Raw genomic sequence first — 16,513 nt, 5'->3', positions numbered from 1 at the left:
GCGGCTTTCGGTCGGTGCGGCGAGTGGGAGGTACGGCGAGCTGGAGGTGCGGCGAGCGAGCGGGCGGGGTGGCGGTGGAGCCACGGCGGGAGCGCGGTGCGGCGCCCGCGTCAGGGGTCGACGAGCGACCCGAGCACGTCGATCGCGCGCTCGACGGCGGCGCGGTCCTCGGCCGGGAGGCCCGCGAGCCGGTCCGCGACGAGACGCGTGCGGCTCGCGTGGGAACCGGCACGGGCCTCCCGGCCGGCGGTGGTGAGCTGGACGAGCGCCCGCCGGCCGTCCGTGGGATGCGGCTCACGGACGGCGAGACCGAGTTCGACGAGACCCGCGATCGTGGCACCCATCGACTGCGGGCGCACGCCCTCGGCGCGGGCGAGGTCCGCGGTGGTCTGCGGGCCATCACGGAGCAGGCGGCCGATCACGGCGGACTGGGTCGGCGAGATCTCGTCGGTCTTGGCGACGAGGAGCGTGCGACGGAACCGGCCGTGCACGGCGATGAGCGCCTCGGCGAGGTCGATGTCGGATGCGCTGCGCTCGGTCACGCGACGACGCTACGCCTGGGAAGCCAGCCTTGCAAGGCAGGCTTCCATTGTGGGGCTCAGTCCCCGTGCCCCTGCAGGGTGACGACGAGGTGTTCCTGCACGTAGCCGAGCCAGTCGTAGACGTCGCGGAGTCCGATCTCGCTCCCGACACCGTCCGGATCGGCGTCGGGGTCGTCCGGGTCGTGGTCGGTGATCCCGAGCCGCTCCGCGACGGTGAGCCGCAGGTCGGTGAGGCAGCGGAGCCACGCCTGTTCGGCCTCCCGGTCGAAGGGTCCCGACGCGCGGCCGGTCAACCAGTCGTGCACGATGCGGGCGTTCTCGGCCTTCTGCGTCTGCAGGTCGACGATCGTGTAGCGGCGGAACTCCGCGGACGCCTCGGGGTCGTCCGGGTACGCGACGGGGAACAGCCGCAGCGCGACCGGATCACCGGCCAGGTCCCCCTGCAGGATCTGCATGAGCTGCGCCGTCAGGCTCTCGAGCACGCTGCGCTCGCCCCGCGACAGCGTCAGGTGCACGCCGTCGCGACGTCGGACGAACGGGATCACGTGGCGTCCCTGCCGACCGTCGCCTGCAGACCGAACCCGTGCATGGCCTCGACGTGGCGCTCCATCTCCTCGCGCAGACCGCGCGCGACGACCGCCCTGCCCTCGTCGTTCACCTGTCGCATGAGCCGTTCGGCCTTCTGTCGCGGGAAGCCGAAGTAGGTCTGGAACACGAACGTCACGTACGACATGAGGTTGACCGGGTCGTCCCACACGACCGCGACCCAGGGCGCGTCCGAGCGCGTGCGCTCCCGGACGTCCAGGTCGGGCTCGAGCATCGTCACCCCTCCAGGGTCGCACGCGCCCGGTCGCTTCGCCCACTGCTCGTGCAGGCTCGGCCCTCGCGCCCGGGAGGCCTGCCTTGGTACGATCCCTGCTGTCGCGACTGGCGTTGGATGGGTCACCATCGGGGAGCGGCAACAGACACGGATCGCGGCCGTACGCCTGGGCCACGAGACCCGACCGTTCCGTGAACGACCACGAGGAGCCACCGTGTCCATCTCCGAGCCCAGCGCCGCCACGTCCGACCGCCTGCCGTCCACCTTCAACGCCCCGCTCGCCGAGGTCGACCCGGAGATCGCCCGGGTCCTCGAGCTCGAGCTCGGGCGCCAGCGCGATTACCTCGAGATGATCGCGTCCGAGAACTTCGTGCCCCGCGCGGTGCTCGAGTCGCAGGGCTCCGTCCTGACGAACAAGTACGCCGAGGGCTACCCGGGCAAGCGCTACTACGGCGGATGCGAGTTCGTCGACATCGCCGAGCAGCTGGCGATCGACCGGGCGAAGGCACTGTTCGGCGCCGCGTACGCGAACGTCCAGCCGCACTCCGGCGCCCAGGCGAACGCGGCCGTGCTGCACGCGCTCGCCTCCGCCGGGGACACCATCCTCGGGCTCGAGCTCGCGCACGGCGGGCACCTCACCCACGGCATGAAGCTCAACTTCTCGGGGCGGCTCTACAACGCCGTGGCCTACGGCGTCGACCCGGAGACCTTCGAGGTCGACTACGACGACATCCGCGCGAAGGCGCTCGAGCACCGGCCGAAGGTCATCATCGCCGGGTGGTCGGCGTACCCGCGGCAGCTCGACTTCGCGACGTTCCGGGCGATCGCCGACGAGGTCGATGCCAAGCTCTGGGTCGACATGGCGCACTTCGCCGGGCTCGTCGCCGCGGGCCTCCACCCGTCGCCGCTGCCGCACGCGCACGTCGTGTCCTCGACCGTCCACAAGACCCTCGCCGGGCCGCGGTCGGGCGTGATCCTGTCGAACGACGAATCGCTCTTCAAGAAGCTCAACTCGGCCGTGTTCCCCGGGCAGCAGGGCGGGCCGCTCATGCACGTCATCGCGGCGAAGGCCACGGCGTTCAAGCTCGCGGCCGAGCCCGAGTTCAAGGACCGCCAGGAGCGCACCGTCCGCGGCGCCAAGATCCTCGCCGAGCGCCTGACGCAGCCCGACGCCAAGGCCGCGGGCATCGACGTCCTGACCGGCGGGACCGACGTGCACCTCGTGCTCGTCGACCTGCGCGCGTCCGAGGTCGACGGCAAGCAGGCCGAGGACCTCCTCCACGAGGTCGGCATCACCGTGAACCGCAACAGCGTGCCGTTCGACCCGCGGCCGCCGATGGTGACCTCGGGCGTCCGGATCGGCACGCCCGCCCTCGCCACCCGCGGGTTCGGCGACGCGGAGTTCACCGAGGTCGCGGACGTCATCGCGGCCACGCTCATGCCGGAGCCGGACATCGCCGCGCTCTCGGCCCGGGTGAAGGCCCTGACCGCCGCGTTCCCGCTGTACGCGTGAGCGACACCGGCACGGCGGCGGAGCACGAGCTGCCGCCGCTCCCGCGCGACCGCTTCGACGCCGACGGCACGGCGATCCGGGTCGACGGCGCCGCGTTGGCCGCTCGCGTTCGGGGCGAACTCCGGACCCGCGTGGCACGACTGCACGAGCACGGCGTGCGCCCCGGACTCGGGACGATCCTGGTGGGCGAGAACCCCGGTTCGCTGTCCTACGTGGCCGGCAAGCACCGTGACTCGGCCGAGATCGGCATCGAGTCGGTGCGGATCGACCTGCCCGCGACGGCGTCGGCGGCCGACATCCGCGCGGCGATCCTGCAGATGAACGACGACCCCGCGGTCACCGCGTTCATCGTGCAGCTCCCGCTGCCCGAGGGCATCGACCCGACGCCGATGCTCGAACTCATGGACCCGCACAAGGACGCCGACGGCCTCCACCCGACGAACCTCGGTGAGCTCGTGCTCGCGGTGCCGGGAGGCGCGGGGACGATCGACGCGCCGCTCCCGTGCACGCCGCGCGGCATCGTCGAGATGCTCCGCGCGTACGACGTCCCGATCCGAGGACAGCACGTCACGATCATCGGGCAGGGGCTGACCGTCGGACGACCCCTCGGGCTCCTCCTCACCCGGCTCGAGGCGACGGCCACACTGACGCACTCGCTCACGTCCGACGTCGCGGCGGAGACCCGACGGGCGGACATCGTCGTCGCGGCCGCTGGTGTTGCGGGTCTGGTGCAGCCCGACTGGGTGCGCCCCGGTGCGGCGGTCATCGACGTCGGGATCACCCGCGTCGTCGACCCCGAGACGGGTCGGGCGAAGCTCCGTGGCGACGTCGACCCCGCCGTGGCGTCCGTGGCCGGGTTCCTGTCGCCGGTGCCGGGCGGCGTCGGGCCGATGACCCGGGCGATGCTCATGAAGAACGTCGTCGAGGCCGCCGAGCGCCACCGACACTGAGCCCTGTTGGCGTCGAACACGCCGATGCCGTTCGAACACCGGGATCCCCGTGTTCGAACGGCATCGCGCGGTTCGATCTCGCTGCTGGTCGGCGCCGTGGGAGCGTCGTCCCGACCGCCGGCGCTACGCGTCGTGCCGGGCACCCTCGTCGGCGTGCACGGTGAACACGGTGGGCGCGGAGTGCCCGGCCGCGGCGAAGGCGGCGGTGACCGCGTCCGCGATCGTGTCCCGGGCCTCCCGGTCGACGAGCGCGATGGCGGCGCCACCGAACCCGCCTCCCGTCATGCGGGCGCCGAGGGCGCCGTGCTCGAGCGCGGTCTCCACCGCGAGGTCGAGTTCGGCGACCGAGATCTCGAAGTCGTCGCGCATCGACGCGTGCGACGCGACGAGCAGGTCGCCGATCGCGCGTGGACCCTGCTCGCGCAGCGTGCGGACGGTGTCGAGGACACGCTGGTCCTCGGTGACGACGTGCCGGACGCGGCGGAAGGTCTCGTCGTCGAGGAGCTCCTGCGCGCGGGGGAGGTCGTCGACGGACAGGTCGCGGAGCGCGGACACGCCCATCACCGAGGCCCCCTGCTCGCAGGACGCCCGACGTGCGGCGTAGCCCCCGGTGGCGTGGGCGTGCTGGACGTGCGTGTCGATGACGAGCAGCTCGAGCCCCGCGGCGTCGAAGCCGAGGTCGACGACCTCTGCCTCGAGCGATCGACAGTCGAGGAACACGGCCGCGTCCTGCCGGCCGAGCAGCGACGCCGATTGGTCCATGATGCCCGTGGGTGCCCCGACCGCCTTGTTCTCGGCCCACTGCCCGACGCGCGCGAGCTCCTGCCGGTCGAGGCCGAGGCCCCACAGCTCGTCGAACGCCAGCGCGACGCCGCACTCGATCGCGGCGCTCGACGACAACCCCGCTCCGACCGGGACCTCGGAGTGGATGAAGACGTCGAGCCCTGTCGCGCCGGACAGGTCCGCCCCCCGGTCCTGCAGGGCCCAGGCGATCCCGAACACGTACGCCGACCAGCCGTCCATGTCGGCGGGATCGAGTGCGTCGAGTGAGCGCTCCTGCACGCCGCCCTCCGGGTCGAACGACGACGCGACGCGGAGCAGCCGGTCGTCGCGCACGCGGATGTCGGCGACGGTACGGCGGTCGATCGCGAACGGCAGGACGTACCCGTCGTTGTAGTCGGTGTGCTCGCCGATCAGGTTCACCCGGCCCGGTGCCGAGTACCGCGTGGTCGGCTCCGCGCCGAAGACGCTCTGGAAGTCGGTGGTCATACGCGTTCGATCCCTCCTCGGATGAACTCGGCCTGGGCCTCGGGCACGACGTCGCCGATCCAGGCGCCCATCGCGGCCTCGCTGCCGGCCAGGTACTTGAGCTTCGTCTCGGCACGCCGGGGCGACGTGATCTGCAGCATCAACCGGACGGCGTCGCGGCCGATCGACACCGGCGCCTGGTGCCACGCCGCGATGTAGGGCGTGGGGGAGTCGTAGAGGGCGTCGAGGGCCCGTGTCAGGCGCAGGTGCATGTGCGCGAGCTCGTCCTTCTCGGCGTCGGTGAGGCCGGCGAAGTCGGGGACGTGCCGGTGCGGCAGCATGTGGATCTCGAGCGGCCATCGAGCGGCGAAGGGCACGAACGCCGTGAAGTGCTCGCCCGCGAGGACCACCCGGTCCGACGCCCGCTCGTTCGCCAGGTGCTGCTCGAACAGGTCCGGTCCGAAGCGCTCGATCGACGCCAGGAGGCGCTGCGTGCGCGGTGTCACGTAGGGGTAGGCGTAGATCTGCCCGTGCGGGTGGTGCAGCGTGACCCCGATCGCCTCGCCGCGGTTCTCGAACGGGAACACCTGCTCGATGCCCGGCATGGCGGACAGTGCGGCCGTGCGGTCGGCCCACGCCTCGACGACGGTCCGGGCGCGGGACTCGGTGATCGACGCGAACGAGCCGCTCGTCTCCGGGCTGAAGCAGACGACCTCGCAGCGCCCGACGGACCGGTAGGTGCGGTTGAGGCCGACCTCGGACAGCGCGGCCACCGACGGTGGTGCGTCGTCGGCCTCGAGGTCGGGACCGAACGAGGGTGACTTGTTCTCGAAGACGGCGACGTCGTACCGGCTCGGGATCTCCGACGGGTTCTCGTCCGTCTGGGGCGCGAGCGGGTCGAGGTTGGCCGGCGGCAGGAAGGCGCGGTTCTGTCGAGCCGAGGCGATCGACACCCACTCGCCCGTCAGGACGTCCTGCCGCATGTGCGCCGTGGCGGGACGGGGGTCGAGCACGCGCTCGTCGATGCGACGCTCGGCGGGCAGCTGCGTGTCCGCGTCGTCGAAGTAGATGAGGTCACGACCGTCCGCGAGGGTCGTCGCCCGCTTGGTGATCCCGCTCACTGGTGTTCCTTCCCATCGGTGGACACCGGGCAACCCTACTCCCGGACGAAGGATTGCGAAACGGAACGGAAGCAGACGAAACTGGTGCGATGACCGACCTGTCGCAGCGGGACCCCGACGCGGCGGAGCCGAGCGCGCTGCCGGCCGTCCTGCGCCACGACCGCATCGTCGAACTCATCGAGGAGGCACCGGGCCTCGTCCGGACCGCCGACCTCGCCGCCGCCGTGGGGACCAGTGCGGTGACCGTCCGCGCCGACCTCGCGACCCTCGACGCCGCCGGCCGGATCCGACGTGTGCACGGTGGTGCCCTGCGCCCGGCGCAGCCCGGGCGCGACGAACGCCCCTACGAGGAGACCGCGGTCGAGCACGCCGCCGCGAAGCGGGCGATCGGCCGGGCCGCCGCTGCCCTCGTCCGGTCGGGGGAGTGCGTCGTGCTCGACGTCGGCACCACGCCCGCCGCCGTCGCCGAGGAACTCGTCGCCCGCCGCGACCTCGCCGACGTCACCGTCGTCACGAACTCCCTGACGAACGCGCTCGTGCTCGAGCGGGCCGTGCCCCGGTTCACGGTCGTCGTGACCGGCGGCACGCTGCGTCCCCTGCAGCACTCGCTCGTCTCCCCGTTCGTCGGCACGGTCCTCCCGATGATCGCCGCCGACCTGGCGATCATCGGCTGCACGGGCGTGTCCGTCGAACACGGGGTCACGAACGTCAACCTGCCGGAGACCGAGGTCAAGCGCCTGCTCGCCGGAGCGGCTCGGCGTACTGTCGTCGTTGCCGACGGGGCGAAGCTCGGTCGGTCCCACATCGGTGTGGTCGGTGCCCTCGACAGCGTCGACGTCCTCGTGACCGCCGGCGTGCGCGGGTTCGACCTCGCCCCCATCCGTGCCGCGGGCGTCCAGGTGCTCGTGGCGGACGATCCCGAGGAGGACCACGCATGAGCGGAGCACCCACCGGCGGCCAGTACCACCTGCGGCACGCCGGGCCCGACGGCGTCGTCGAGGCCGACATCACCCAGGTCGCGGCCGGCATCCGGCAGCTCAGCGTGAACGGGTTCGCGCTCACCGAGTCGTTCGGTCCGCACGAGATGCCCGCGGGAGCGTGCGGGATCGTCCTCGTCCCGTGGCCGAACCGCGTCGCCGGGGCGACGTGGCAGCTCGACGGCACGACCCAGCAGCTCGACGTCACCGAGCCGAAGTACGGCAACGCCAGCCACGGGCTCCTGCGCTACGCGCCCTACCGCGTCGTCGAGCAGACCGAGTCGACGCTGGTGCAGGAGGCGACGGTGTACCCGCAGCACGGGTGGCCGTTCCTGCTCGAGACCCGCGTGCACCACGAACTCGTCGACGACGGCCTGCGCGTCACGCACGAGATCGTCAACCGGTCCGATCGCCGTGCGCCGTTCGCCGTCGGCAACCACCCGTACCTGCGGGCAGGGGACGCCCCCGTCGAGGAGCTCACCGTCACCCTGGACGCCGCGACCCGGTTCACGACCGACGAGCACAAGGTGCCGGACGGCTCCGAGCCGGTCGACGGGACCCCGTTCGACCTCCGGGGTGGCCGCGTCGTGGGCGACAGTGACCTCGACACCGCGTACACGGACGTCGCCGCCGACGCCGAGGGCGTGCGACGGACCACCGTCCGGGCGGCCGACGGCGACGGCGTCGAACTCTGGCAGGACGCCTCGTTCCCCTACGTGCAGGTGTTCACCTCGCGCGAGTTCCCCCGCGGCGACGGTGTCGGGCTCGCGCTCGCGGTCGAGCCGATGACCGCGCCCGCGAACGCCCTCAACAGCGGCGAGGGGCTGCGCTGGCTCGAACCGGATGAAGCGTGGACCGGCAGCTGGGGCATCCGCCGGGTCTGGTCGCGGTAGCGGTAGCGGGAGCGGGAGCCCGAGCGGCTCAGGCGCGGCGCATGCGGAGGGCCTCGACCGCGAGGGACTCGGACGGGTAGCGGCCGATCTCCTCGGCCCAGGCGGGGTCGTCCCCGCGGAGCGCCACGAAGGACTTGCGCTGCCCCTTGACGTACCCGAGCACGCGCGTGGGCGTGTGCACCTCGACGAAGTCCGCGCGGATCCGCCGCGTCGAGACCCGCGCGTTGCGGCGGAGCTCGTCGAGCAGGCGGTCATCGGAGAGCGCGAGGCGCCCCGTGGCCGGGGCCATCGCCCGTCGCGCTCCGCCGGTGGTGCTGGTGTGCGTGTCGTGGATGGGTTCGGTCACGGTGTACCCCGTTCGTCGTTGCTGGTGGTGCCAGTGTCGGGACCCACCTGGTGGATCCGCGAACGACGCTATCGGCGCCTCCCCCTCGAACCACTGAGCGGCAGCTGAACAGTGGACAAGATCAGCCGTGACAGCGCTGAGGAGCGCGTGTACCCCGCTGCGCCCACCTCGGGCGCGTCGCCCGAGGCGCGGGGACGCCGACCGTGCCCCGAGCGGACACCCCGGGAACGACGAAGCGCGGGCCCCGATGAGGGACCCGCGCTCCGAACAGAGACCGGGAGGTCAGATGACGCGGATGTTCTCCGCCTGGAGCCCCTTCGGGCTGGTCGCGACGTCGAACTCGACGCGCTGGTTCTCCTCCAGCGAGCGGTAGCCGCCCGTCTGGATGGCGGAGTAGTGAGCGAAGAGGTCGCCGCTGCCGTCGTCGGCAGCGATGAAGCCGAAACCCTTCTCGGCGTTGAACCACTTGACGATGCCTGTAGCCATGACTGCGTTGTTTCCTTGTTCTGCTGGTGCGGTACGCGTCTGTTCTGCGCATCGACTGTCCGCCCAACCTACGGCATCCGGCCTGACAACGCGACGGTGGATCCGATGGATGTGCGTATTTCATCTGCGGGTCACGGTCCCGTCACCCGGACGGAGACCCGCATCGCTGCCGCCACCACTCGGAGGAGCGCCCCGGATCGCGTTCGCGACGGTGGGCCCCGTGGGGCTCGAACCCACGACCCTCGGATTAAAAGTCCGGTGCTCTACCGACTGAGCTAGAGGCCCTCGCCCTCCAGCGTATCGGCCGACGGAGCGCCGTCCCACCTGACCACCGTGTCACCGGTCCCGCCTACACTGACGCCGATGCCACGCGACTACCACCGACCCGTGCAGTTCACCGCCGCCGAGTTCGAGGCCATCCAGGGCGGCAACGACCCGGCGCTCATCAACCGTGTCGCGCACGAGACCGCGACGGCGCTGGTGCACCGCGTCCGCACCGATCCGGACCCCGCCGTCGTCGAGCGCCTCGTGACCTACACGGACGTGCACGGGATCGACGCCCTCGCAGAGCTCTGGGCACGGGTCGGCGCACACACCCTGCCCGGTGCGCTCTGGCGGATCTACCTCGTCCGCACCCTGATCCGGCAGAACCCGGACGAGGTCGCGTACCTCTTCGAGCGCGGCACCGAGGCGGTCTCGACGATCGACCAGGCCGTCGCGGGCGCGGAGCAACCGACCGGACCGGCCGAGATCGTCACCCTGGCGGACGAGATCCTCCGCGGCCTGTACACCGGCGACTTCGCGGTCGCGCTCGAGCGCGGAGCGGCGTTCTGCCGCCTGACGGCCGCCGGAGCGACGAGCGTCGCGGACGACGCCGACCTCACGGCGGAGGACCGAGCCAGCGAGCTCACCCGTCGTGCGTTGCGCCTGTCCGAACTCGCCGAGGACCTCGCTGCGGCCGCCGGGTTGTGGCGCCGCGACAGCCTCGACTGACCGCACCGACGCGCCCGGGGCGCGCGCACGTCCTCTCTGCGTGAACACCCGACGGTGGCCAGGGCGCCTTCGCTACACTCGTCCACGTCGGGCCGCAGTAACCCCGGGCTCCAAAATTCGCCGCTCCGAGCGGCCTCGCGCCGAGAGGCGTTTCTGCGGTCCGGCGTCCACGTCACGACGGGCCCGGCGGTTCCCTCCGCCGGGCCCGTCGTCGTTCCCGCGACCCGGATCATCGGGCGTCCGGTGCCGACGACGGTCCCGCTGGAGCCTGATGCGGGAGCGGGCGCAGGTGTCGACGGGGCCGCTGTCGTTCGACCTCCGCACTGTCGTGTCCGCCGCCCCGGACCTTCTGCCGCCCCGGACCTTCCGCGGCACCCCGCCGGAAGCCCGCCCAATCCGATCCGCGGGGGACGCCGAATCCCTGCTGTGACGGCGGGACGGCCGCTCACCATCGGAACCACCCCGTGCGACCCGGGCCGACGGCCCATTCCCTGCGGGTCGCACGGGGTCCGGTGCCGTCGCCGTCCAGCCGTCATCGACGTACCCGGAACCACCAGCGCGTCGTGGACAACGGCTGCGCTCCGACGCCCTGTGAGGAGGAAAACCTGCGATGCTGACTCTCGTGGAACGCGACACGAACGGCTACGAGGCCCCCTCGTCCCCACTCGTTGCGTCGCCTGACGAACTCCTCACGCGCGTCGCCGCTGGCGATCAAGAGGCGTTCGGAGCCCTGTACGACCAGCTCTCGGGCCGCGTCATGGGTCTCATCACGCGGCTGCTCCGAGATCATGCCCAGTCCGAAGAGGTGACGCAAGAGGTCTTCCTCGAGGTCTGGCAGAACGCCAGCCGGTTCGACGCCGCGCGCGGTTCGGCCCCGAGCTGGATCCTGACGATGGCGCACCGACGCGCGGTCGACCGCGTGCGGGCCGCACAGGCCTCGCGTGACCGGGACACGAAGGTGGGCATCCGCGACTTCGAGACGGACTTCGACTCGGTGACCGAGTCGGTCGAGATCCGCATCGAGCACGAGCGGGTGAGCCGGGCGCTCGCCCGCCTCACCGAGTTCCAACGCCAGGCCGTCACCATGGCCTACTACGGCGGCTACTCGCACAGCGAGATGGCCGCGATCCTCGGTGTCCCGATCGGCACCGTGAAGACCCGTCTCCGTGACGGGATGATCCGACTCCGCGACGAGATGGGGGTGAGGTCATGACCATCCGACCCGACGACGTGGCGCTCATGACGGGTTCCTACGCGACCGATGCGGTCGACGCCGTCGAGCGCGCTGCGGTCGACGCGGCGATGGCCGCATCCGACCCGGTGCGTGCCGAGGTGGACTCGCTCCATGAGACCGCACTGCTGCTGGCCTACGCGGTCGAGCCGGTCGAGCCGCCGCGCGACCTCCGGGCCGCGCTCATGGCGAAGATCGCCACGACGCCCCAGCTCCCGGCGCTGCCGGTCGAGGACGCACAGGGCGGCTCGTCCGTGGGTGACCTCGCCGCCGCCGCGCCCGGCTCCGCACAGTCCGTCGCGCCGCAGCCGGTCGCCCGGGAGGCCCGGCACGCGGCCGTCACGGACGTCACCGCCGCCCCCGCCGGCACGGCGTCGGGGACCGCGCGGGTCCGCTGGTTCCAGCGTCCGGCTCGCGTGGTCCTGGCCGCCGCCGCCGCGGTGGCCGTGATCGCCGGCGGCACCCTCGGGATCCAGTCGCTCGCCGAGCACGAGACCGGACCCGGACAGGGGCAGGTCCAGGCCTCGACGAAGCTCGACCAGATCTACGCCGCCGCGGACTTCCAGCGGGCGTCGACGACGGTCAAGGGTGGAGGCACGGCCACGGTCGTGTGGTCCGACCAGCTCCGCAAGTCCGCCGTGATCTTCAAGGGCGTCAAGGCCGCGCCCGCCGGCAAGACGTACGAACTCTGGTACATCGGGTCCTCGATCACGCCGGCGGGACTCGTCGGCTCGGTCGACGGTGGCACGACGAGCGCGGTGCTCTCCGGCGCCAAGGCGGCGGGCGACACCATCGGCATCACGGTCGAACCCGCCGGGGGCTCGAAGCAGCCGACCACGAAGCCGATCGTGGCGGTACCCACGAGCGCCTGACGACCAGGTCCAGGACGGACGGGAGGCGGTGCACCTGCTGGTGCACCGCCTCCCGTCATCCGCTCTGCCCCGCGGCGCGCGTGGCCGGTGGGATCACCCGAAGCGGCCCGAGACGTAGTCCTCGGTGGCCTGCACGGTCGGGTTCGAGAAGATGTTCGCCGTCTCGCCGTACTCGATGAGGTGACCGGGCTGGCCGGTGCCCGCGATGTTGAAGAACGCGGTCTTGTCGCTGACTCGTGACGCCTGCTGCATGTTGTGCGTCACGATGACGATCGTGTAGTCCTGCTTCAGCTCCTCGATGAGATCCTCGATCGCCAGGGTCGAGATCGGGTCGAGCGCCGAGCAGGGTTCGTCCATGAGCAGGACGTCGGGCTGTACCGCGATCGCCCGAGCGATGCACAGGCGCTGCTGCTGCCCACCGGACAGGCCCATGCCGGGCTTGTCGAGGCGGTCCTTGACCTCGTTCCACAGGTTCGCGCCCTGCAGGGACTTCTCGACGATGTCGTCGGACTCCGAGCGGCTGATGCGCTTGTTGTTGAGCTTGACGCCGGCGAGGACGTTGTCCTTGATCGACATCGTCGGGAACGGGTTGGCGCGCTGGAAGACCATGCCGACCTGTCGACGTACGAGCACCGGGTCGACGCCGGGCGCATAGAGGTCGTCGCCGTCGATGCGGACCTCGCCCTGCACCGTCGCGCCGGGGATGACCTCGTGCATGCGGTTCAGGGTGCGGAGGAACGTCGACTTGCCACAGCCGGACGGGCCGATGAAGGCGGTGACCGTCCGCGGCTCGATCGTCATCGAGACGTCCTCGACGGCCTTGAACTTGTTGTAGTAGACGTTGAGGCCGGAGACCTCGATGCGCTTGGACACGCTGGTTCCTTCTGGGGTGGGTGGTCGGGTGCCGGTGGCCGGGGAGGTGGCTACCGACCGATCTTGGGTGCGAAGACGCGGGCGATCAAGCGGGCGATGAGGTTGAGCAGCATGACGATGAGGATGAGCACGAGCGCTGCGGTCCAGGCGCGGTCGACGAACGGCACGGGGTTCGCGCCCTGCTGCGAGTACTGCGTGTACGCGAACACGGGCAGCGTCATCATCGGGTTGCCGAACAGGTCGTAGTTCATGCTCGTCGTGAAGCCGGCGGTGACGAGCAGGGGGGCGGTCTCACCGATGACGCGGGCGATCGCCAGCATGACGCCGGTGGTGATGCCCGCGAGGCTCGTGGGCAGCACGACCTTGACGATGGTGAGCCACTTCGGCACACCGAGGGCGTACGAGGCCTCGCGGAGGTCCATCGGGACGATCTTCAGGACCTCCTCGGTCGACCGGACGACGACGGGGATCATGAGGACCGACAGCGCGACCGACCCGATCGCGCCCGTGCGGGTGCCCGGCCCGACGATGAGCGCGAACAGCGAGTAGGCGAACAGGCCGGCGACGATCGAGGGGATCCCGGTCATGACGTCGACGAAGAACGTGATGCCGCGGGCGAGCCAGCCGCGGCCGTACTCGACGAGGTAGATCGAGGTGAGGAGCCCGATCGGCACGCTGATGAGCGTCGCGAGCAGGGTGATCTCGACGGTGCCGACGATGGCGTGCAGTGCGCCGCCGCCCACGGTGATGACGTTGCGCATCGAGTACGTGAAGAACTCGGCGTCGAAGCGGTGCAGCCCCTGGGCGATGACGGTCCAGAGCAGCGACACGAGCGGCAGCACCGCGACGATGAACGCGGTCGCGACGAGCGAGGTGACGAGCCGGTCGATCGCCTTGCGGCCACCCTCGACGATCCGCGAGATCACGACGATGAGGACGTCGAACAGGACGGTCCCGAGGAACAGTGCGCCGACGACGTTGAAGTCCGCGACGGTACCGCCCGCGTTGAGCAGGGCGAAGACGAGGCCGAAGGCGATCCAGCTGCCGGCGAGCAGGATCCAGGGGAACGGCTTCGGGAGCTTGCCCGACGCGTAGACGTTGCCGCGGGCGGGGCGGAGCGCGATGGTCATGGTTCTGGCCTTCCCGTCAGGCGACGCGCTTGCGGACGATGAACCGCGCGGCGATGTTGATCACGAGGGTGATGGCGAACAGGATCAGGCCCGATGCGACGAGCGCGTTGAGCCGGACGCCGGACGCCTCGCTGAACTGCAGCGCGATGTTCGCGGCGATGGTGCTCGGGTTGAGCGAGGTGAGCACCTTCGGCGTGACGCTGTTCGACACGGACAGCACGATGGCGACCGCGAGTGTCTCGCCCAGCGCGCGCCCGAGGCCGAGCATGATCGCCGAGACCATGCCGGACCGGGCGAACGGGAACACCGACAGCCGGATCATCTCCCAGCGCGTGGCACCGAGGGCCAGGGCGGCCTCCTCGTTGAGGCGCGGCGCCTGCAGGAAGATCTCGCGCATGACCGCGGTCATGATCGGGATCGTCATGACCGCGAGCACGATCGCCGCCGTCAGGATCGTGCGACCCGTGCCGGACACCTGTCCGGAGAACAGCGGGAACCAGCCGAGGGAGTGGTTGAGGAAGACGTAGAAGGGCTGCACGAAGCGAGCCAGGACCAGGACGCCCCACAGCCCGAACACGACGCTCGGTACGGCGGCGAGCAGGTCGATCACGTACCCGAGCAGGGCGGCCATCCGTCGCGGGGCGTAGTGCGAGATGAAGAGGGCGATGCCGATGGAGATCGGCGTCGCCATGACGAGCGCGAGGAGCGCCGCCCAGACGGTCCCGAAGACGAGGGGACCGACGTAGTCCCAGAAGCCCGTCGCGTCGTTCGGCAGGTCCCCGGGCTTGGCGGAGAACGCCGGGATGCTCTGCCAGACGAGGAACAGGGCGACGAGGGCGAGGACGAGGAGGATGAGCCCGCCGGCCAGGACGGTCGCGGTGGAGAACATGCGGTCGCCGATGCGGACGGTCGCACGCGGCTTCGGGGGCTGCACGGCCTGCGGCTGCGGTGCCGGGGCTGCGGACATGGGGCTCCTGTCGGGGAGGGCGCCGGGGGAGGCGTCGGGTGGGGTGTGCTCGGTGGCTGCGATGGCTGCGGTGGCTGCGGGGCCGGGAGGAACGGTGCGGTTCGGGTGGACCGCGCGCCGGTCGGAGCCGCTCGCGGTCGGAGCCGCTCGCGGTCAGGCCCGTGAACGGGTCCGGCCCAGACGTCCGGTCGGATGGGTGGTGACCGGGCGTCTGGGCTGACACGTTGTCACTTGATGGTGGCGACGGCCTTCTGGACCTTGCTCGCGAGGTCCGAGGACAGCGGGGCAGAGCCCGCCTGCTGCGCGGCGGCCTGCTGGGCGTCCGACGAGGCGACGTAGTTCAGGTACGCCTTGACGAGGTCGGCCTTGCTGCTGTCGCTGTACTGCTGGCACGCGATGGCGTACGAGACGAGCACGAGCGGCCAGGCGCCCTTCGCGGTGTCCTTGCGGTTGATGTCGATCGCGAGGTCGTTCTTCGCGCGGCCCGACACGACGTCGGAGTCCGCGACGACCTTGGCGGCGCCGTCGGCGCTGATCTTGGTGGCGGTGCCGCCGACCATGAGCTTGGCCTTCGAGAGGCTGCCGGCGCCGGAGTCGTCGATGTAGGTGATCGAGTTCGACGCACCACCCATGGCGCTCGCGACACCCGAGGTGCCCTGCGCGCCGTCACCGACCTTGTACGGGTAGGTCTGGCTCGGGGCGGCGTTCCAGACGTCCGACGCGTTCGCCGAGAGGTACTCGGTGAAGTTCTGCGTCGTGCCCGAGTCGTCCGAGCGGTGGATCACGTTGATCGAGGCGGACGGCAGCGACGCGCTCTTGTTGAGCTTGGCGATCGCCGGGTCGTTCCACTTGGTGATCGTGCCCTTGAAGATGCCGGCGACGGTCTCGGCGTCGAGCGTGAGGTTCTTCACGCCGTCGACCTTGTAGGCGATGGCGATCGGCGAGATGTAGATCGGCAGGTCGATGCCCTTGGTGCCGGTCTTGCACTCCTTGAAGTCGCCCGACAGCTCGGTGTCGGCGAGTGCTGCGTCGGAGCCGGCGAAGTCGGCGGCACCCGAGATGAAGCTCGAGCGGCCCGCGCCGGAGCCCTGCGGGTTGTAGTTGACCGTCACGCCGGACGCCTTCGACTGGAAGCCCGAGATCCAGGTCGTCTCGGCGGTCCCCTGCGCGCTCGAGCCGATGCCGTTCAGGGTGCCGGAGAGGCTGGAGAGGTCCGCGCCCGTCGAGGCGGAGGACGAGGCGCTGGCGGAGCTGCCGCTGCCGCTGCCCTCGTTCGCCGCGCAGGAGGAGAGCACGATCGCGCCGGCGATCGCGATGGCCGCGACCGAACCGATTCGCTTGATGTTCACAGGGGTCCCTTCGGGGATGTCAGGTGCAGGGGCGGCCGGTGGGTGGCCGACCTGCGAGTGACAGTAAGGAAGGGAGGTGACGGGGACGACGCCGCTCGGTGAACGACGGGTGAACGAGCGGGGAACGGGATCGCGGGATCGTGCGGCGCAGTGCCGAGCGCGCTATACGTGGATCCGTGTGTGCCCGCTCCGGCACCGCAGG

The 16,513-nt window shown here is 71.1% G+C and carries 18 protein-coding genes, 1 tRNA gene and 1 riboswitch; of the genes, 7 read left to right on the top strand and 12 right to left on the bottom strand.

All coding sequences use genetic code 11. The annotated features are described in order from the left end of the window. Nucleotides 1-110 precede the first annotated feature (110 nt). From DEI86_RS06850 to clpS, 3 genes are read right to left on the bottom strand one after another with little or no spacing between them, the layout of a single operon-like run. On the bottom strand, nucleotides 111-542 hold the full coding sequence (locus DEI86_RS06850) for a MarR family winged helix-turn-helix transcriptional regulator (RefSeq protein WP_111049114.1): 432 nt from the start codon (nucleotides 540-542) through the stop codon (nucleotides 111-113). Between the two features lie 56 nt (nucleotides 543-598). After that, the gene (locus DEI86_RS06845) at nucleotides 599-1,087 is read right to left on the bottom strand and encodes a DUF2017 family protein (protein ID WP_111013072.1); all 489 of its coding nucleotides are present in this window, start codon (nucleotides 1,085-1,087) and stop codon (nucleotides 599-601) included. Beyond that, nucleotides 1,084-1,362, bottom strand: coding sequence for an ATP-dependent Clp protease adapter ClpS (clpS, locus tag DEI86_RS06840; RefSeq protein ID WP_111049217.1), 279 nt, complete (start codon nucleotides 1,360-1,362; stop codon nucleotides 1,084-1,086). Before clpS ends, DEI86_RS06845 begins: the two co-directional genes overlap by 4 nt. A 93-nt stretch (nucleotides 1,363-1,455) precedes the next feature. Beyond that, a riboswitch (ZMP/ZTP riboswitch) is annotated at nucleotides 1,456-1,541 on the top strand. A gap of 35 nt (nucleotides 1,542-1,576) precedes the next feature. Here clpS and glyA point away from each other — a divergent pair. After that, a complete protein-coding gene (gene glyA, locus DEI86_RS06835; protein ID WP_284183573.1) occupies nucleotides 1,577-2,875 on the top strand; it encodes a serine hydroxymethyltransferase in 1,299 nt (432 codons plus the stop codon). A gap of 29 nt (nucleotides 2,876-2,904) precedes the next feature. Continuing rightward, entirely contained in the window at nucleotides 2,905-3,825 is a 921-nt protein-coding gene (locus DEI86_RS06830) for a bifunctional methylenetetrahydrofolate dehydrogenase/methenyltetrahydrofolate cyclohydrolase (RefSeq protein WP_111011536.1), read from the top strand. A gap of 123 nt (nucleotides 3,826-3,948) precedes the next feature. Here the strand turns inward: DEI86_RS06830 and galK are convergent, their stop codons facing one another. Beyond that, nucleotides 3,949-5,094 (bottom strand): galactokinase, encoded by a 1,146-nt coding sequence (gene galK / locus DEI86_RS06825; RefSeq protein WP_111049113.1) that lies wholly within the window; start codon nucleotides 5,092-5,094, stop codon nucleotides 3,949-3,951. Beyond that, a complete protein-coding gene (gene galT / locus DEI86_RS06820; RefSeq protein ID WP_111011513.1) occupies nucleotides 5,091-6,194 on the bottom strand; it encodes a galactose-1-phosphate uridylyltransferase in 1,104 nt (367 codons plus the stop codon). The genes galK and galT overlap by 4 nt, the downstream gene beginning before the upstream one ends. Before the next feature lie 89 nt (nucleotides 6,195-6,283). On the opposite strand from galT, the gene DEI86_RS06815 reads away from it, so the two are divergent. Then, nucleotides 6,284-7,132: a DeoR/GlpR family DNA-binding transcription regulator gene (locus tag DEI86_RS06815; protein WP_111049112.1), complete on the top strand. Its 849-nt coding sequence runs from the start codon at nucleotides 6,284-6,286 to the stop codon at nucleotides 7,130-7,132. Beyond that, entirely contained in the window at nucleotides 7,129-8,064 is a 936-nt protein-coding gene (locus DEI86_RS06810; protein WP_111049111.1) for an aldose 1-epimerase family protein, read from the top strand. Before DEI86_RS06815 ends, DEI86_RS06810 begins: the two co-directional genes overlap by 4 nt. A 28-nt stretch (nucleotides 8,065-8,092) precedes the next feature. On the opposite strand, the gene DEI86_RS16495 is transcribed toward DEI86_RS06810, so the two are convergent. From DEI86_RS16495 to DEI86_RS06795, 3 genes are all read right to left on the bottom strand, one after another. Further along, nucleotides 8,093-8,410: a hypothetical protein gene (locus tag DEI86_RS16495; protein WP_111011680.1), complete on the bottom strand. Its 318-nt coding sequence runs from the start codon at nucleotides 8,408-8,410 to the stop codon at nucleotides 8,093-8,095. A gap of 282 nt (nucleotides 8,411-8,692) precedes the next feature. Beyond that, nucleotides 8,693-8,896, bottom strand: a complete 204-nt coding sequence (locus DEI86_RS06800; RefSeq protein ID WP_111011681.1) for a cold-shock protein — start codon at nucleotides 8,894-8,896, stop codon at nucleotides 8,693-8,695. Between the two features lie 212 nt (nucleotides 8,897-9,108). Then, nucleotides 9,109-9,181 (bottom strand) — tRNA-Lys (locus DEI86_RS06795). Between the two features lie 78 nt (nucleotides 9,182-9,259). Between DEI86_RS06795 and DEI86_RS06790 the strand changes: the two genes are divergently transcribed. The 3 genes from DEI86_RS06790 to DEI86_RS06780 all read left to right on the top strand — a co-directional run bounded on the left by DEI86_RS06790 (nucleotide 9,260) and on the right by DEI86_RS06780 (nucleotide 11,992). Continuing rightward, nucleotides 9,260-9,889: a DNA-directed RNA polymerase subunit beta gene (locus DEI86_RS06790; RefSeq protein ID WP_111011682.1), complete on the top strand. Its 630-nt coding sequence runs from the start codon at nucleotides 9,260-9,262 to the stop codon at nucleotides 9,887-9,889. A 610-nt stretch (nucleotides 9,890-10,499) separates the two neighbouring features. After that, entirely contained in the window at nucleotides 10,500-11,102 is a 603-nt protein-coding gene (gene sigK, locus DEI86_RS06785; RefSeq protein ID WP_111049109.1) for an ECF RNA polymerase sigma factor SigK, read from the top strand. Beyond that, a complete protein-coding gene (locus DEI86_RS06780) occupies nucleotides 11,099-11,992 on the top strand; it encodes an anti-sigma factor (RefSeq protein WP_111049108.1) in 894 nt (297 codons plus the stop codon). Before sigK ends, DEI86_RS06780 begins: the two co-directional genes overlap by 4 nt. A 93-nt stretch (nucleotides 11,993-12,085) precedes the next feature. On the opposite strand, the gene pstB is transcribed toward DEI86_RS06780, so the two are convergent. The 4 genes from pstB to DEI86_RS06760 all read right to left on the bottom strand — a co-directional run bounded on the left by pstB (nucleotide 12,086) and on the right by DEI86_RS06760 (nucleotide 16,311). Continuing rightward, nucleotides 12,086-12,865, bottom strand: coding sequence for a phosphate ABC transporter ATP-binding protein PstB (gene pstB / locus DEI86_RS06775; RefSeq protein ID WP_111013078.1), 780 nt, complete (start codon nucleotides 12,863-12,865; stop codon nucleotides 12,086-12,088). 50 nt (nucleotides 12,866-12,915) lie between these two features. Continuing rightward, nucleotides 12,916-13,995 (bottom strand): phosphate ABC transporter permease PstA, encoded by a 1,080-nt coding sequence (gene pstA / locus DEI86_RS06770; RefSeq protein WP_111011686.1) that lies wholly within the window; start codon nucleotides 13,993-13,995, stop codon nucleotides 12,916-12,918. A gap of 16 nt (nucleotides 13,996-14,011) precedes the next feature. After that, nucleotides 14,012-14,962, bottom strand: a complete 951-nt coding sequence (gene pstC / locus DEI86_RS06765; RefSeq protein WP_111011687.1) for a phosphate ABC transporter permease subunit PstC — start codon at nucleotides 14,960-14,962, stop codon at nucleotides 14,012-14,014. A 227-nt stretch (nucleotides 14,963-15,189) separates the two neighbouring features. Continuing rightward, the gene (locus DEI86_RS06760; RefSeq protein WP_111010531.1) at nucleotides 15,190-16,311 is read right to left on the bottom strand and encodes a phosphate ABC transporter substrate-binding protein PstS; all 1,122 of its coding nucleotides are present in this window, start codon (nucleotides 16,309-16,311) and stop codon (nucleotides 15,190-15,192) included. Nucleotides 16,312-16,513: the final 202 nt, after the last annotated feature.

This window comes from Curtobacterium sp. MCBD17_028 (assembly GCF_003234875.1).
Classification (GTDB): Bacteria; Actinomycetota; Actinomycetes; order Actinomycetales; family Microbacteriaceae; genus Curtobacterium.
The sequence above is the reverse complement of the archived record's forward strand: the minus strand, read 5'-3'. Positions and strand labels throughout refer to the sequence as shown.

What these genes read in the sequence shown, in the direction of transcription:
- galK (WP_111049113.1), bottom strand. Translation starts at nt 5,094, where the DNA reads ATGACCACCGACTTCCAGAGCGTCTTCGGCGCGGAGCCGACCACGCGG.
- DEI86_RS06800 (WP_111011681.1), bottom strand. Translation starts at nt 8,896, where the DNA reads ATGGCTACAGGCATCGTCAAGTGGTTCAACGCCGAGAAGGGTTTCGGC.
- DEI86_RS06790 (WP_111011682.1), top strand. Translation starts at nt 9,260, where the DNA reads ATGCCACGCGACTACCACCGACCCGTGCAGTTCACCGCCGCCGAGTTC.
- DEI86_RS06810 (WP_111049111.1), top strand. Translation starts at nt 7,129, where the DNA reads ATGAGCGGAGCACCCACCGGCGGCCAGTACCACCTGCGGCACGCCGGG.
- DEI86_RS06815 (WP_111049112.1), top strand. Translation starts at nt 6,284, where the DNA reads ATGACCGACCTGTCGCAGCGGGACCCCGACGCGGCGGAGCCGAGCGCG.
- DEI86_RS06780 (WP_111049108.1), top strand. Translation starts at nt 11,099, where the DNA reads ATGACCATCCGACCCGACGACGTGGCGCTCATGACGGGTTCCTACGCG.
- clpS (WP_111049217.1), bottom strand. Translation starts at nt 1,362, where the DNA reads ATGCTCGAGCCCGACCTGGACGTCCGGGAGCGCACGCGCTCGGACGCG.
- pstC (WP_111011687.1), bottom strand. Translation starts at nt 14,962, where the DNA reads ATGTCCGCAGCCCCGGCACCGCAGCCGCAGGCCGTGCAGCCCCCGAAG.
- pstA (WP_111011686.1), bottom strand. Translation starts at nt 13,995, where the DNA reads ATGACCATCGCGCTCCGCCCCGCCCGCGGCAACGTCTACGCGTCGGGC.
- sigK (WP_111049109.1), top strand. Translation starts at nt 10,500, where the DNA reads ATGCTGACTCTCGTGGAACGCGACACGAACGGCTACGAGGCCCCCTCG.